Genomic DNA, 15,969 nt, shown 5'->3' on the forward strand with positions numbered 1-15,969 from the left:
CAGATTCAGCGTATGTCCGATTATCAGATTACTCTCAAATCCGTTTACTCCTGTCCCGCTGCGGAGATTCCCAAGGAAGTTAAATTACCGGAAGGTTGGACACTTTCTTGGCATCAAGCCGAAACTTTAAAGGCAATTCGCAATCCCAATATTGATGTCATTATCAATACCGCGATGACCGGCGACGGTAAAAGCTTGGCGGCTTATCTAGAAACACTTCTCCAAGGAATACTCCAAGGGTATTACAATGTCATTGGACTGTACCCAACAAATGAACTAGCCCGCGACCAAGAAATCCAAATTAAGCAATACATTGAGTTGTTTAAACTCGTTGATGAATTGCGAGTTTCGAGACTGAGTGGCCCGGAGTTAGAAATTTACGCCGAAAGTGAAAACATCAAAAAGTGGGAGGCGATCGCCACTCGCACTCAGCAATCTGAAATAATTCTAACTAATCCTGACATTTTTCACTACCTCCACCGCCACGCTTATTTAACTCCCAAAGATAGTCCGAATAAGCTGTGGAGTCCGATCGATACTAGATTCGAGTTATTCATTGTTGATGAATTTCACGTTTGCACGGCTCCGCAAACTGCCAGCATTATCAACACGATGCTGTTGATTAAGCACACCAACCGCCGCAAAAAGTATCTATTTCTGTCAGCAACACCAGACGAACAATTGATTCAGCTTTTACAGAAAGCTGGTTTTCAACCGAAGATCATCGATCCGCTGACAGAGAACAAATATCGGTTTCCAGATACAGCAAGCCAAAATCGTGAATTACAAGCGGAGGGATGGCGGCAAGTATCGCGAGCAATTTCTTTAACTTTCATTTCTCTGGAACCTACCTATCAAGCTACCGAAACTTGGCTTTGGGAAAATCGCAATTTAATCGAGGATTATTTTCGGCAGCATCCGGGTAGTAAAGGAGCAATTATTCTCAATTCAATTGCAGCCGTCAAGCGTCTAACTCCCAGATTTAAGGAATTCTTGCATACTCTCAGATTTGAGGAAAACACCAGTTTGACAGGGAAAGGGGATAAAGAGCGATCGCTCGAAGCAGACTTAATCTTGGGAACTAGCACCATTGATGTCGGCGTTGACTTCAAAATTAATTTCTTAATTTTTGAATCTGCCGATGCAGGCAGTTTCATTCAGCGGCTGGGACGGCTGGGACGCCATGATAGTCACAAAAAAGATGGTAAAAAGATAGCATTTAATCAGTTTACAGCTTATGCTCTCACACCTAACTTTTTAGTAGCAAGACTATTTGAAGACAAGGATGCACCGCTAGTAGCAGATGGTATTTACGATCGTCCTAAATTCCACGCTCAAATCCGCGATAACTACCGCAAAATCAATGATTTCCGAGGCTATTACAAACGGTGGGCCGGGGTGCAGTCAGTTTTGCTCAGCAGCAGCCAAGGATTAGCCCACCCAACCATCAAACGGGAATTTGGAGAAAGTCATAAAGCATTTAAGAAAGATTGCGAACAAGTCTTTGACACCAGTTTGGCAAGGGTGAGAGGTTGCGTCAAGAAATGGACAATAGAATGGCAGGAGTTATCGAAACAAAAAACTGGAAATCCCATTGCCGAAGATGCTTGCAGTTTTCGAGGTTCTAGTTCTCTTCAGTGCGGATTGTACGACCTCACCGAGCGAAACGAAGCCGACAGATTTAAGACCTACGATTTGCCGGGAATTTTGAGCAATTTGGAAATTGAACCTATGACAGAATCGGTTTATATGCGACTGCTGCAAGAGACAGCGGAACGCACAGGTCAACCCATCCCTAAAGGACGATTTGAACGCTGTTTAGCCTTTATGAAATTGCAAGCTTATCGAGAGGAACGAATGAATTGGAAATTTATCTATCCCGGAGATTTGGGCGAAGTTGCAGATACTTGGAAAGTTCAAGTTCTGTTGGGTATTCAGGTTTTGCAGCCGCCGGGAAATCGTTGGATTAATGAAATTAACAAGCGGCTGAAATTGCGGGGTTTGGTGAGTTACGTCATCCGCTATCCGGTGCAGGAAGCTAAAAAACGGCTGCAATTACCCATGCACTTTCAAATTTATCCAATTGACGAGTCTGGTAGGCACGAACCCGGAGCACCTTACTCGGTAGCATTCGGCCAGTCGGCCCTGCTTTTGGATACTCTCGCCTATCGGCTTAAGAGTAAGGGAGGTGAGGTGTGGATTTGTTGACAGCTCAAGCCCTGATAGGGATTTGGCATCGTGCCGAAACCGATGCTGGGAAATGAGGCAACCACCACTAGGAAATGGGTGAAGTTTCAATCCCTGATAGGTATTTATACTCTTGAGCAGAGTCAAGAAGTATTACTTTCCCAGGTGGAGTATAGCAGAAAGTGTAGAAGATAGTTTGATATGGTCTTCACTCATTTAATATGCTGTAGTAGAATGACAGATGTTGCCCTACGACAGAGAGATGTCCCTATGTCCTCCCAGAAGATCGACCCCGACCAACTGCACCATTTGCTTTGCGGTCTAACACAAGACCTGAGCGAATTCCTGCGCCTATTTACTTCAATCTTACACAAATGTCAAAAACTTGTAACAATTCTTTACGAGCAGCAAAGTCAGATTCAGTGTTCTGAGGCTGAAAACATTTATCTCACAAGGATTAACAGCGATATGACAGACAAAATTTCTGAATTGGAATGTCAAGTAAATCCTTTTTCTCAGGATGGAGATGCTATTTGCAATTCAAGATTTATTGAATAACATCCTGTCGATACTAACCAAGGACTAAATTGCCATGAAAAATCAAGCATTGATAGATTTAGAAAAGCTTACTTCCCAACTTCCGAATAAAATTCCTTACCTCAAAATGTTAGTTTTGTTTGGATCTAGAGCAACAGGCAAAACTCATGCTAAAAGTGACTGGGATTTTGCCACACTCTATGATGAAGACAAACGGAAAACTTGCATGGGAGAGCGTGCTTTTGCTTGGTTTGAGGTTCCTCAAAAACTCGGCGATTTTTTTGAAATCAACAGTGATGAAATTGATGTTGTTGAGTTAAACAGATGCTCCTCACTTATTGCTCATTTTGTCGCTCGTGATGGCAAGGTTTTATATGAAAGCGAACCGGGAGAATTTGAAAAATTCAAACAAAAGGCTTTGATGAGCGATTCAGAACTGAAGCAAACAGAGTGGGAGCTTCGGAATAAAGTTGAGTTGTTTTTGAAGAAATGGGATGTAGTATGAGTATTGAGCCTACAGTTGTTTTAAGCAGATTGGAGTTTATTGGTAATTATCTTCTAGAATTAAGGCGCTTTCGAGGAATGAGTTTAGAAAATTACTTGAGTAGTTTTGACCATAAAACAATTTCGGAGCGAATTATGGAATTAATTGCTCAAGCTGCGATCGATATCAACGAGCATATCCTAACTGGCGACAAAAATATTCAGCCTCTCTCCAATAAAGACTCTTTTGTCAAGGCTGGACAATATGGAATTATCACCCCTGAACTTGCGACAGATTTAGCACTGTCAGCAGGACTCCGTAATATTTTAGCTCACAAATATTTGGAGATAAATTATGTAGCACTATTCAATGGTATTCAAGCAGCCTTAAATCAATATCCGATCTATATCCAACAAATCACTGAATACCTTAATGCTAGGAGGAAGTAGAAAATGGCCAAGAAGAATAAACCAACAGAGTCAGAATTTATACAACTATCACTTTTTGACGCACCACAGAATTTGAATGTTGAAAAGTTTGATGATTTGGAAGAGGATGATTTGGAAGAAGAAGACGATGATGATGATTTGGGGTTGAGTTTTGAAAGTACCGATCGCGATATTGAGCCGCCCCAACAGGAGTTAATTACCGTCAAGCTTTTGCGATCGGCAATCTTGGCTCAAAATCCCGATGACCCCATCATGGCTGATTTTGCCGAGTATGTTCTGCCAAATCTGCTGCGAGTGGCGATCGGTGTTACTGCTAAAGGCGGTAAATGGATCGAAGCAAAAGAACAGGAACTCGCAGCAAAAGGCAAAGTGATGAACAGGAGAAATGCCGCCGATCAATCCCTAAATACTCATTTACTTAACGGACTTTTCCCGGCTAATTTAATCGAACAGCGCCTAGAAAAATTGAATACAACCGTTAAGCGCGTGATTCGCGAACCAGAAAGACGGTTACTCGTTGCTGCTTTCATTCTCCACGACTTTGAGAAATTTGATTATTGCAGATTTCCGCAAATGTTGCAGAAATACAAAGATTTTCAGAAAAACAAGGATAATAAAATCCGTGATTTGTCAATCCCAGAACATCGAGAAATTATTGATGCCATCATTCGCGACCTCAATCTCGATCGATTAATTAATTCCAACTATCCAGAAGCCTATCGCGAGTATCTTGATGATTTACTCTGCATCGCTTACAACGCTCAAACGCGATCGGATACCAACTGGAATTTTTCCATACACAGTGGACTTCAGCCTCAACTGGAAGGAGATAAACTGGTTGAATTAGCAAAATTAGCTTGTCTCGCTGACCGTTTAGCATCCATTATCAAACATCCTCAAGACGCTCTTAAACCAGGTGTAAATAATGTGATTGGTCAAGTCAGTGACAGACAACTAAAACTCTCCTATCACAGCATTGCTGAAAATCGCGGTGTCCTCACCAATATTGTCAATAATGCCGTAATGAATGCCCATACTGAAATAAATTCAGAGGATATTCATTACTATGATCCACTGCTGTATTTACCAACAGGTATCATTTATTTGACACACCGCAATGCACCTTCTGTGACAGTGGATAGCATACCCGATCGAGTTGTTAATCAAATCAAAACTCTCTGCGCCAAAGAACTAGAAGACAGACAAACAGGTTTTAGTCGAGATGGTAAAGGCATGAAATATGCCGATTACTACACTTTATTTTTCGACATCCCTGATTTGATGAAAGTTGCACTTAAAGCAACGTTAAGGATTCTGAAGGATGGAAAAAAACCTGTTTCAAAAGACCGCAGCGACAATCTGATAAAATTTCAAAAACAGGAAATCTTATCAGTTGATTATGACTTCCGATTTACCGATGATATTCGGATCGATCAACTTGCTGAATTTGGAGATTCAGTAACTCGTAAAATCTGGGGAGATTGCGTTACTAAAATGGAAGCGGAACGCAAAAAGCGCGAAGTAGAACTTAAGAAAGATAAGCAATTACCCAAACTACCAACAATTGATTTGAATCCCGAAAAATTAATTCATCAAGTTGCAAAGTTTTGGAATCTCTCAGAACACCTACCAACTATACGAGAAATTCAGCGGATTAATGAAAGCCTCAAGGAACACAAACTCAAAGGTAGTACGGGCGGTGTTCCTTACGAATGGTACTATTTAGCCGCTAAGTATATAGAACATCACCCTAGCATTGAGGATGTACGTCCAGTTGGTGAGGAGTTGATTGCACATATTACAACTTTAATTCAGCCAATTTTGTCTGAATACAATATTCCCGATGGTTGGGAAGATTTGCGGCTGTGGGTGACGCGAGTTGTGATGTTACAAACAGCAGAACCAGAGCCAATATCAGGTCAGATTTTCTTAGATGAGTTAGATCGTTATCAAGCTGCGAAAAAATCGGGACGGGGAAAACAGTTAGTTTGTTCGATTTCTCACTCGGCTTATACCGTTACCGAACAAATGGAATCAGCCGTTTTATTCACGCCGCAAGTTTATACTAACAAGCAAATGCTGGGAGGCTCTAATGCTAAACGCAATATTTCCAGTATTGCTGGCATCGAAATGATGCTACGGCAGATTTTAATGAGCCAAACTCAGGAAATTGGAGGACGATTTGAGGATGCTAAATACCGATACCTCTACTTTTATCCGACTTATTACTGCACTCCTGAAACGAACGCATTTTTGCATCAGGCTTACGATAATATTTTCCAAACTCGCTTCGATACGGGAGTTCGCAATCACTTTATTAGCAAGGAACTTCAGGCTAATTTTGAATTGAACCGCTATCAAAGTGTAGATGTCTTTCATTTGGATGAAAGAGCGGAAGGTAAAAAGGACAAGACATTCAAGCTTGCTTATCCCGAAAATCAACCGCTGACCTTTTATTTTATGGCATTGCCACCAGAAAAGAAAGGGAAGGATAAAAAGCCAACTGATACAGAATCTTGGATTATGCCAGCTTGGTTAGCTTTTGCATGCCCGATGATTCTGGATGTCAAAACGGTGGTTTCGGAGTCGCCAATTCCGCCATTTAATGACGGTGCAGACTTTGAAGAAAGCGTATTTCTAGATAGCGCACCGCCAGCTTTTCGGGTTTTGACAAAGCGCGATCGCTTTCGTCTCGACTATATCTTAGAAGGATGGGAGGAAAACGGCAAATCTTATCCTGCACCTTTAAATGTGTTAACTGCTGCTTATGCCATTCACCTTGATGTTAATGCGAAACAGGGGAAGTCCGGCTATGACTCCAACTGGGGTAAATTAACTGAGCTCGCCAAGGATTTTGAAACCAGCCCGCTTTATGTGTTTAGCTACCTAAATCAATGGGTTCGCAAACATAAAAATGAAACGGCATCAATTCAAAAAATCAAGCTTTATGCTTATCATTTTTACCCTTGCTTTGACTCCTATGCCCACTATAATCATGAAGAGGAACGATTGACTGTGACAACCGCATCAAGTTTAAACCACCCCCAAAAATTGACGGAATTGTATCGCAGATTTTACCGTGCAAGTAAGCGATATAATCCCAAGGCAAATGCTGTGCTGAAACCGATTGATATTGCTTCTAAAACCATCCTAGAAGCAGATCTCAGTTGTCAAGGTGAATCTTTAGTCTTGACAGTTGCTGCTGAAGTTTCAAAGCTCATGGATCGCGTTCACTCTTCTACTGCTGAAGGACGCTGGATTTTTAGCAAGCGGGAGGAAGAACGACAGGCAATTTTAGAGTTTGCTCGCTACTTTGTTGAGGAGGTATTTGAGCAATCATTTGCGGGCGATCGAGCCCGTTTAGCCGGCCGCCAAATCAACCTAATCCGAGATACCTGCGAATTCCTTTACCGTTTAGAAAATGACAAAGACAATCGCGATAGAAATGACAAATCTCCTGACGAATCTCAGGAAGAAGGTGATGATTAAAGCTGAATCTATTGTTCGATAGGCTACAAGATAACTACCAAACTAACATTTTTACATAGGACACAAATCATGGCTTTCTTAAAAACAGTTGACTCTAAATTTTTCCATGCTAACATCCCTTACAAACCCATGGGAAAATATGTACATTTTCTGACTGTGCGAGTCACAGAATCTTATCCCCTATTTCAGACCGATGGAGAACTGAATAAAGCGCGGGTGAGGTCAGGAATTCAAGACCAAAAACCAATCAGCCGCCTGACCATGTTTAAGCGCAAGCAATCTACACCAGAACGTTTAGTCGGTCGCGAGTTGCTGCGTAACTATGGTTTTATGACCGCTGAAGATTGCGAATACAATGTCAAGTTTGCAATGAATAATCCTGATTGCATTATCTACGGATTTGCGATCGGTGACTCTGGTTCAGAAAAATCAAAAGTAGTAGTTGACACAGCATTTTCAATTACCGCTTTTGATGAATCTCACGAGACTTTTACCCTCAATGCTCCCTTTGAGAATGGCACAATGGCATCTAAGGGTGAAGCCGGTTCTAAACCAGGCGAAGTTACCAGCCGCATCAATCAGCAAGACCATATCAAACCCCAGATTTTCTTTCCTAGCATTGTCACCCTGAAAGATCCTACCGAAGCTAGTTTTTTGTATGTTTTCAACAACATCCTCAGAACCAGACACTATGGCGCTCAAACCACCCGCACAGGTCGAGTCAGAAATGAGTTAATTGGTGTCGTATTTGCCGACGGCGAAATTACCAGTAACCTCCGCTGGACGCAAGCAATTTACGACAAATTGCAGGGTGACGATAAGCTGAATTCCAACAACCCTCTCAATGAAAATGATGTGATTGTCGCTGCTAGGGCTGCTATCCAAACGTTACTGTCTGAGGAATTTATCGTGCATGAAGACTTTATTGGGGATAAGTTTACACCATTAGTGACAGAGGTTAAAGCTGTTATTGGCAATGAAGATGAACTTAAAAAAATGTTAAAGAAAGCCGATGATGAGGCTAAAGCTTACGCGAAGAAGCATATCAAGGGTAAAGCAGGAGCTACAGCTGCAGCGGAGTAAAAACAATGACTTTGATTTACCGCTGTCAAATCGAGTTGCACGATAGCCTTTATTTTGCAACTCGCGAGATAGGGAGACTTTACGAAACAGAGCCTGTAATTCACAATTACGCGCTTTGTTATGCCCTCGGCTTGGTGGATAGCGAAATCTATTCCACCACCGTTTCTGAAGAACATTCCTATCGCTATTTCTGTCCCGAACAAGTTCCTAAATACGAGCCGCATTTAACGGCGCTCAACCAACAGGGAATTTATGTTACTCCGGGGCGTTCTATTTCTCATTCCTCCACTCTCAACACATGGAAATACGCCAACAACAACTATCACGTTGAGATGGAGAAAACCCAGAAAAATATCCCTAGTTTTGGAAGAACAAAAGAAATCGCCCCGGAAAGCAAATTTGAGTTTTTCATAATCTCAGAGAAGTCTCTCAAACTGGCAAAGTGGATACGCTTGGGAAAGTGGATGAGCAAAGCTGAATTAAAGATTGATGAAATTACCAAATTCGAGCACAAAAATGGTGACTTCATTTGCTCTTATTTGCTCAATCCGTTAGATGTGATGTTTTCCCATCAAGTGATTAGCTACGATGTCGTGAATATGCCGCCAGTAAGTTTGATTCAAAATATCAAAATTCGTGGGCAATATTACAAGCTTGAAGAAATTAAAATAGGCGAGAAATATTACAAGCTTGAAAATATCCAACTTCCAGCTTGCATGGAATATCGCTTTAGAGCTAACTAACTCTTAGGTTCGTAGTAAGGACTTTAATCCTGCTGAGAACTGAAGTCCTCACTACGAACCTGCAGCACTTTAATTTTGCTATCCAATATGCCGCACAGCCTCGTCCTCAACATCCTTCCCCTGGCCCCGATTCCCCCCGGATACCTCACCGGCAGACACCTGCACGCCCTCTTCCTCACCCTCGTGAGCTCCGTTGACAAACAACTCGGCGATCGCCTCCACGATGCCACCGCCCAAAAATCCTTCACTCTCAGCCCTTTGCAAACTAAAAAATGCCCTTTCAAAAAACACCATTTCCTCCAATGGGAACACACAGAACCGATTCCAGAACATACCATCTGTTGGTGGCGGATTACTCTGCTTGATGACACTCTATTCGGCAAATTAACTAATCTTTGGCTGAATCTCAATCCCTCGAAGCCGTGGCATCTGGGGCCCGCCGATTTGATGATTACTAAGATTCTCGGAACGCCCCAAGTAGATCAGCCTTGGGCTAATGCTTGCGATTACTCTCAATTGTACGATCGCGCTTCCGAAACTAATCGCTTAATTGCCTTCAGTTTTGCAACTCCTACTACCTTTCGGCAGGGAAAATTTGATTCCGTGATTCCTACTAGAGACTGCGTTTTTAATAGTCTCCTCAGTCGTTGGAATAAGTACAGCCCGATCGCAATTCCCGATCTTTCCTTCGATGCACTTTTTTCAACATTTGTCAATATAAAAAGTGAAAAATTGACCAACTATCAAAGCGATTTTGTGGGCATGGTTGGGGAGGTTAGTTATCGGATTTTGGGAGATGTCGAGCCTTTAGTGATTAAGCAAATTAATGCTTTGGCTGATTTTGCTGTTTACTGCGGGGTGGGGAGGAAAACTCCGATGGGGATGGGAATGACTCGAAGAATAGTTGTTAATAAGAGTTAAACGGATTTTGAGGGCGGGCAAGATTCCGGATTTCCTGGGCGGGCAAGATGCCCACCCCACAATAACACTAAACTCTTGTGGAACAGGCATCTTGCCTGTTGCTAATTCCAATTACTAATTTCCTACAAACCATCAAAATTATGAATGATTTTGATTACATTTCGATTGCAACTCTCAACCAGTATTCTTACTGTCCTCACCGCTGTTGGCGAATGTCTTGTGCTGGAGAATTCACCGATAATCAGTATACCATAGAAGGGACAAGTTTGCACGATCGCGTTCACACGATGGGCGAGATTAATCGCGATGAAACTTGGCAGGTGCGGGCGATTTGGCTGAAATCCGAGCGCTACAAACTGATTGGTAAATCGGATTTGATTGAGTCGGCTGAGGGTGAGATTTACCCAGTGGAATATAAGCGGGGACGGAAGGGGGAATGGGATAATGATGAGTTGCAGGTTTGCGCCCAAGCGCTTTGTTTGGAGGAGATGACGGGGAAAACTATTGCGACTGGATATGTGTATTACGCGCAGTCGCATCAGCGGCAATTAGTCGAGATTTCTGAGGGTTTGAGACAGGATACGATCGCAACTATTGAAAAAGTCGGTGCTCTTTGGCGATCGGGAAATATCCCTTTACCAGTTTACACCGCTCGGTGTACGGGATGCAGTCTTTTTCCCCAATGTCTGCCCCAAGCTGCGGCCAAAGTCAACCGCTATCAAGAAGCAAGTTAACCTGCAAATAGGAGATTTCACAATGGGAACAGTTTACATTACTCAAGAAGATGCTTTTATTGGCAAAGTCGATGAACGTCTGACGGTTAAAGCTGACAAAAAAAATCTGTTGGACGTGCCATAAATTAAGATTGATGGTGTTGTTGCATTGGGACGCGCTACAGTTTCGCCGGCTGTGGTTGTGGAACTTTTGGAACGTCACATTCCTTTAAGTTTTCTGACGCTAAATGGACGTTATTTGGGGAGGTTGGAACCGGAAATGACGAAAAACATCTTTGTGCGAAAAGCTCAGTGGCAAGCGGCTGGGGAATCGGAACAGGCGGTGCATTTAGTTAGGGGGTTTGTACGGGGAAAACTCAAGAATTACCGCAATACTTTGTTAGAGTGTCAGCGCAAATATTCTCCCCAGGATTTTGAAAAGCCGATCGCCCAATTGAAACAAGTAATTGCGTCTATTGACAAAACTTCGAGTATTAATTCTCTGCGAGGATTAGAGGGGGCGGGTAGTGCGACTTATTTTGGCTGCTTCAATCGGCTGATTCGCGTGCCGGAATTTAGCTTTGAAGTTCGCCGCCGCCGTCCGCCTACTGATCCGGTAAATTCTCTGTTAAGTTTGGGATATTCTCTGCTGCGGCACGATGTTCAAAGTGCAGTGAATATTGTAGGATTCGATCCGTATTTGGGATATTTGCATTTTGAGCGCTATGGGCGTCCTTCCTTAGCACTGGATTTGATGGAAGAATTTCGACCTTTGGTAGTTGATGCTGTAGTGTTGACGGCGATAAATTTGCAGAAAGTTTCGCCTAATGATTTTACCGCAGAACCGTTGAGCGGGGCGGTTTCTTTAACAAAAGAAGCGCTGCACAATTTTTTGCGACTTTACGAAGAAAAGAAGCAGTCAAAGTTCAAGCATCCTGTGATGGGAAAGTTGTGTACTTATCAAGAAGCTTTTGAAATTCAAGGGCGGCTGATGGCTAAGTATTTGATGGGTGAAGTTGATAAGTATCCACCTTTGATTCTGAAATAGGGAGGCAATTAAGTTATGTTTGTTTTGGTTTGCTACGATATATCAGAGGACAAGCGCCGCACTAAGATTCACAAGATTCTCAAGTCTTATGGGGAATGGAAGCAGTATTCGGTGTTTCATTGCGAGGTGACGGATACCGAGTATGCCCGGATGCGCCAACGTCTGAGTAGGGTGATTAAGTCGGAAGAAGACAGCATCCTGTTTCACTATTTGTGCGCTTGCTGTCAGGGCAAGATCGAGCGGATTGGCGGTCGGGCACCGCTGGATACTACGATCTTTATGGTGTGATTTTGCGTCTGGCTGTAGGTGTTGAACGGAGGGGGTGAATTTTAAGGGCTGAGAGCTTTACTAGGACTGGGTTTGCAGTGGTTTGTACCTCATGCGGGTCAGACGCAAATGCTGAAAGCTTTACTGGGAGAGAGTTTGAGGTCTATTTGAATTTTGCCCCCTTGACAGGGCGATCGCCCAAACGGTATATTGATTGCAGTCAGACGCAACTGAACCTTGAAAACCTTATATTTCAAGCCTCCCAGACCCCGGCGGCCGGAAAAAACCTAAAACCCTATCAGGGATTGAAACTTTGAAGTTGAACGTAAGTAACTGCTTAGCCAATTCAGCCGGAAAAAACCTAAAACCCTATCAGGGATTGAAACATCTTTCACGCTAAGTCTCCAGAATTGGATTTCGCCGGAAAAAACCTAAAACCCTATCAGGGATTGAAACCTATCAGTAAGGTAGGCGAAATAATTCTGTCTCGCCGGAAAAAACCTAAAACCCTATCAGGGATTGAAACAGCAGTAGAATGGATTGAAAGATGTCGTAACATTGCCGGAAAAAACCTAAAACCCTATCAGGGATTGAAACGCGTCATAATAATCGAAATAACCCACTTCTGTTGCCGGAAAAAACCTAAAACCCTATCAGGGATTGAAACTCAAAGTATAGACACAGCAAAGCCACCTTCAAGAGCCGGAAAAAACCTAAAACCCTATCAGGGATTGAAACAACAAATTGAAACACAAACCAACTTTAAAAGCATTAAGCCGGAAAAAACCTAAAACCCTATCAGGGATTGAAACCTAATTACTACTAAGAAAACTGTTTGACCTGTGATAAGCCGGAAAAAACCTAAAACCCTATCAGGGATTGAAACTTGTGCGAGTAAAGCCCCAGGGCAAACCGGGGCGGTGCCGGAAAAAACCTAAAACCCTATCAGGGATTGAAACAGTTGCACGGCTCGCAGCTCGCCCAGTTCGGGCAAGCCGGAAAAAACCTAAAACCCTATCAGGGATTGAAACTGGGTGGTAAAATCCGCTACCAAAAACCAACAGGCCGGAAAAAACCTAAAACCCTATCAGGGATTGAAACTCAGGAATTCGAGTCAGACGAGCGGAAAAGGCTTCGGCCGGAAAAAACCTAAAACCCTATCAGGGATTGAAACTGCAACGAACCAATCCAAGCCCAAGACTATATGGCCGGAAAAAACCTAAAACCCTATCAGGGATTGAAACCCTTGACACGCCAACAGCAACGTGCAAGTATATAGGCCGGAAAAAACCTAAAACCCTATCAGGGATTGAAACTTTCGGAGGTCGCAGAATAGCATTGAGATTATTCGCCGGAAAAAACCTAAAACCCTATCAGGGATTGAAACTGGGAAAATTGAGAGCCTGAGTGAGGGCAACGATGGCCGGAAAAAACCTAAAACCCTATCAGGGATTGAAACTGTGTGGTGGCACTGTGGTGGCACCGTGGTGGCAGCCGGAAAAAACCTAAAACCCTATCAGGGATTGAAACTGACAAGGGGCATCCCTACGATGCGATCGCGCTGCGCCGGAAAAAACCTAAAACCCTATCAGGGATTGAAACAACTTTGAACGCACAAGCTTTAAGTTCAGCGCAGCGCCGGAAAAAACCTAAAACCCTATCAGGGATTGAAACTATTCCCGTTGACATTGACGAGGGGACGAAGAAGTCCGAATAAGGCCGGAAAAAACCTAAAACCCTATCAGGGATTGAAACAAAGTGAACTAGGCACAACCGACGCTCTAACCCCGCCGGAAAAAACCTAAAACCCTATCAGGGATTGAAACGGAGAGGAAGTCTGTGGCAGTTGCGAGGGAGTTGTCGAGGCCGGAAAAAACCTAAAACCCTATCAGGGATTGAAACAACTAGCGGGGCGGCTTCTCCTATGCTCTAATTGCCGGAAAAAACCTAAAACCCTATCAGGGATTGAAACCGAAAGAATTTATGGATGCTAGGGCAATTAACCCGCGCCGGAAAAAACCTAAAACCCTATCAGGGATTGAAACCCTAGTAGTAAGGGTTTGAGGGTGTTTTGCTCGGCCGGAAAAAACCTAAAACCCTATCAGGGATTGAAACACAGTAGTGCGAGAAACAGCTAAAACCCTGCCAAGCCGGAAAAAACCTAAAACCCTATCAGGGATTGAAACAGCCCAAGCCAGCACCAATTACCGCACCAGTAGTAGGCCGGAAAAAACCTAAAACCCTATCAGGGATTGAAACTTAGTCTCGCCTGTTTGGTGGAAAGCAGGTGGCGCTCGTTTGCCGGAAAAAACCTAAAACCCTATCAGGGATTGAAACGAGAGTCCTTGTAATGCAATAATTCCTGCACTCATGCCGGAAAAAACCTAAAACCCTATCAGGGATTGAAACGTGCAGGATTTTGATGAATGGCTCAAGCCCAAGAAAGCCGGAAAAAACCTAAAACCCTATCAGGGATTGAAACTTTGCTTTAAATTCCCAAGAAATGTTGCGGAAAGCCGGAAAAAACCTAAAACCCTATCAGGGATTGAAACCTAGGCTCTGTTGTCGCCGTGATTACTCCAGTACCGCCGGAAAAAACCTAAAACCCTATCAGGGATTGAAACTTGTTGACCGAAGCAAGCGCGCCGTGGAATACTGCCGGAAAAAACCTAAAACCCTATCAGGGATTGAAACGAGGAAAAAGATGATTCAAACTAGAACAACTGAAGCCGGAAAAAACCTAAAACCCTATCAGGGATTGAAACCTAGAAGCGGGAGGAAGCAAAGACGCACCTTTGAGGAGCCGGAAAAAACCTAAAACCCTATCAGGGATTGAAACAACTTATTGGGATGGCTGCATGGAACACTGAACTCCGAGCCGGAAAAAACCTAAAACCCTATCAGGGATTGAAACAACGCCAAATTTTATGGCGGGCAACAACCTCGGGCCGGAAAAAACCTAAAACCCTATCAGGGATTGAAACCTATCGCAAGAACCGATAGTGAATTTACTTATGCAGGCCGGAAAAAACCTAAAACCCTATCAGGGATTGAAACGGGTATTTATCACAAAAAAGCGCCTATCTGGTTCAGCCGGAAAAAACCTAAAACCCTATCAGGGATTGAAACTAAAGCAGCTATCAAATACCAAGAAGAGTTAGAAAGCCGGAAAAAACCTAAAACCCTATCAGGGATTGAAACTTCGAGAATGATGGCGTTAATCTTCACCTGGAAGCGCCGGAAAAAACCTAAAACCCTATCAGGGATTGAAACAGGGAATTTACATACGATCCAAGATCGAAGGACCCGCCGGAAAAAACCTAAAACCCTATCAGGGATTGAAACGCTGCGAGAAATAGGGAACATTTAGAATTACATCGGCCGGAAAAAACCTAAAACCCTATCAGGGATTGAAACGATCGCCCACCTGATTGCCGATTGAGTACCTTTTGCCGGAAAAAACCTAAAACCCTATCAGGGATTGAAACCTTTAGATAGGAGGTGGGTGATTTTATCGCCCCGATGCCGGAAAAAACCTAAAACCCTATCAGGGATTGAAACGTTTATCCTGTGCGAGCTTAATAGCATATGGATGCCGGAAAAAACCTAAAACCCTATCAGGGATTGAAACCGACGCCTGCACAAGTAATTCTGAATCTGGCTCGCGTGCCGGAAAAAACCTAAAACCCTATCAGGGATTGAAACCGGGAAGCCCTTCTCCGAACTCACTCGGATATGTGCCGGAAAAAACCTAAAACCCTATCAGGGATTGAAACCAACGCGGAGAATTCGTCCGTATTGTAGCTGAAGGCCGGAAAAAACCTAAAACCCTATCAGGGATTGAAACCGTACCCTTAGCATCCGACCAATCAGCCGACTGAGCCGGAAAAAACCTAAAACCCTATCAGGGATTGAAACAAATTTTCTTTCGATAAAAACTGGTTGATTTTATCGAGCCGGAAAAAACCTAACGGGACTTAAACAAATTTTAAGCCCAAACAAAGCCTAAACTGGCTTTATAAGCGGAGAATACGTCCCAATTTTGGTT

Annotated in this window: 11 protein-coding genes and 1 CRISPR repeat array; all 11 genes read left to right on the forward strand. The window is 43.2% G+C overall.

Annotated elements, in window-relative coordinates:
- The first annotated feature begins 12 nt into the window (after window positions 1-12).
- The 11 genes from cas3 (at window position 13) to cas2 (ending at window position 11,942) form a co-directional block, all read left to right on the forward strand.
- Complete coding sequence (cas3, locus tag QUA04_RS09440) at window positions 13-2,208, forward strand: type I-D CRISPR-associated helicase Cas3' (RefSeq protein ID WP_333255962.1); 2,196 nt, start codon at window positions 13-15, stop codon at window positions 2,206-2,208.
- Window positions 2,209-2,457: 249 nt separating this feature from the next.
- Window positions 2,458-2,745 (forward strand): hypothetical protein, encoded by a 288-nt coding sequence (locus QUA04_RS09445; RefSeq protein WP_333200992.1) that lies wholly within the window; start codon window positions 2,458-2,460, stop codon window positions 2,743-2,745.
- Between the two features lie 34 nt (window positions 2,746-2,779).
- Window positions 2,780-3,229 carry a type VII toxin-antitoxin system MntA family adenylyltransferase antitoxin gene (gene mntA / locus QUA04_RS09450; RefSeq protein ID WP_333255965.1) on the forward strand — a complete coding sequence of 150 codons (450 nt, stop codon included), beginning with the start codon at window positions 2,780-2,782 and terminating at the stop codon, window positions 3,227-3,229.
- Window positions 3,226-3,657 carry a type VII toxin-antitoxin system HepT family RNase toxin gene (gene hepT, locus QUA04_RS09455; RefSeq protein WP_333255967.1) on the forward strand — a complete coding sequence of 144 codons (432 nt, stop codon included), beginning with the start codon at window positions 3,226-3,228 and terminating at the stop codon, window positions 3,655-3,657. The genes mntA and hepT overlap by 4 nt, the downstream gene beginning before the upstream one ends.
- Before the next feature lie 3 nt (window positions 3,658-3,660).
- The gene (gene cas10d / locus QUA04_RS09460) at window positions 3,661-7,146 is read left to right on the forward strand and encodes a type I-D CRISPR-associated protein Cas10d/Csc3 (protein WP_333255969.1); all 3,486 of its coding nucleotides are present in this window, start codon (window positions 3,661-3,663) and stop codon (window positions 7,144-7,146) included.
- Between the two features lie 69 nt (window positions 7,147-7,215).
- On the forward strand, window positions 7,216-8,229 hold the full coding sequence (gene cas7d, locus QUA04_RS09465; RefSeq protein ID WP_333255972.1) for a type I-D CRISPR-associated protein Cas7/Csc2: 1,014 nt from the start codon (window positions 7,216-7,218) through the stop codon (window positions 8,227-8,229).
- 5 nt (window positions 8,230-8,234) lie between these two features.
- On the forward strand, window positions 8,235-8,972 hold the full coding sequence (cas5d, locus tag QUA04_RS09470; protein ID WP_333255974.1) for a type I-D CRISPR-associated protein Cas5/Csc1: 738 nt from the start codon (window positions 8,235-8,237) through the stop codon (window positions 8,970-8,972).
- A gap of 87 nt (window positions 8,973-9,059) precedes the next feature.
- The gene (cas6, locus tag QUA04_RS09475; RefSeq protein WP_333255976.1) at window positions 9,060-9,893 is read left to right on the forward strand and encodes a CRISPR-associated endoribonuclease Cas6; all 834 of its coding nucleotides are present in this window, start codon (window positions 9,060-9,062) and stop codon (window positions 9,891-9,893) included.
- Window positions 9,894-10,033: 140 nt separating this feature from the next.
- Window positions 10,034-10,627, forward strand: a complete 594-nt coding sequence (gene cas4, locus QUA04_RS09480) for a CRISPR-associated protein Cas4 (RefSeq protein WP_333255978.1) — start codon at window positions 10,034-10,036, stop codon at window positions 10,625-10,627.
- Window positions 10,628-10,775: 148 nt separating this feature from the next.
- The gene (gene cas1d / locus QUA04_RS09485; RefSeq protein ID WP_445242304.1) at window positions 10,776-11,654 is read left to right on the forward strand and encodes a type I-D CRISPR-associated endonuclease Cas1d; all 879 of its coding nucleotides are present in this window, start codon (window positions 10,776-10,778) and stop codon (window positions 11,652-11,654) included.
- A gap of 15 nt (window positions 11,655-11,669) precedes the next feature.
- Entirely contained in the window at window positions 11,670-11,942 is a 273-nt protein-coding gene (gene cas2 / locus QUA04_RS09490) for a CRISPR-associated endonuclease Cas2 (protein WP_190731614.1), read from the forward strand.
- A gap of 254 nt (window positions 11,943-12,196) precedes the next feature.
- Window positions 12,197-15,839: direct repeats of the CRISPR family, unit length 37 nt; unit sequence GCCGGAAAAAACCTAAAACCCTATCAGGGATTGAAAC.
- Window positions 15,840-15,969: the final 130 nt, after the last annotated feature.

It is taken from the genome of Microcoleus sp. S13_C5 (assembly GCF_036700845.1).
Taxonomy (GTDB): Bacteria; Cyanobacteriota; Cyanobacteriia; order Cyanobacteriales; family Microcoleaceae; genus Microcoleus.

Coding starts and splice junctions, on each gene's coding strand:
- cas4 (WP_333255978.1), top strand. CDS start 10,034: ATGAATGATTTTGATTACATTTCGATTGCAACTCTCAACCAGTATTCT.
- cas6 (WP_333255976.1), top strand. CDS start 9,060: ATGCCGCACAGCCTCGTCCTCAACATCCTTCCCCTGGCCCCGATTCCC.
- QUA04_RS09445 (WP_333200992.1), top strand. CDS start 2,458: ATGTCCTCCCAGAAGATCGACCCCGACCAACTGCACCATTTGCTTTGC.
- cas10d (WP_333255969.1), top strand. CDS start 3,661: ATGGCCAAGAAGAATAAACCAACAGAGTCAGAATTTATACAACTATCA.
- cas3 (WP_333255962.1), top strand. CDS start 13: ATGTCCGATTATCAGATTACTCTCAAATCCGTTTACTCCTGTCCCGCT.
- cas7d (WP_333255972.1), top strand. CDS start 7,216: ATGGCTTTCTTAAAAACAGTTGACTCTAAATTTTTCCATGCTAACATC.
- mntA (WP_333255965.1), top strand. CDS start 2,780: ATGAAAAATCAAGCATTGATAGATTTAGAAAAGCTTACTTCCCAACTT.
- cas2 (WP_190731614.1), top strand. CDS start 11,670: ATGTTTGTTTTGGTTTGCTACGATATATCAGAGGACAAGCGCCGCACT.
- hepT (WP_333255967.1), top strand. CDS start 3,226: ATGAGTATTGAGCCTACAGTTGTTTTAAGCAGATTGGAGTTTATTGGT.
- cas5d (WP_333255974.1), top strand. CDS start 8,235: ATGACTTTGATTTACCGCTGTCAAATCGAGTTGCACGATAGCCTTTAT.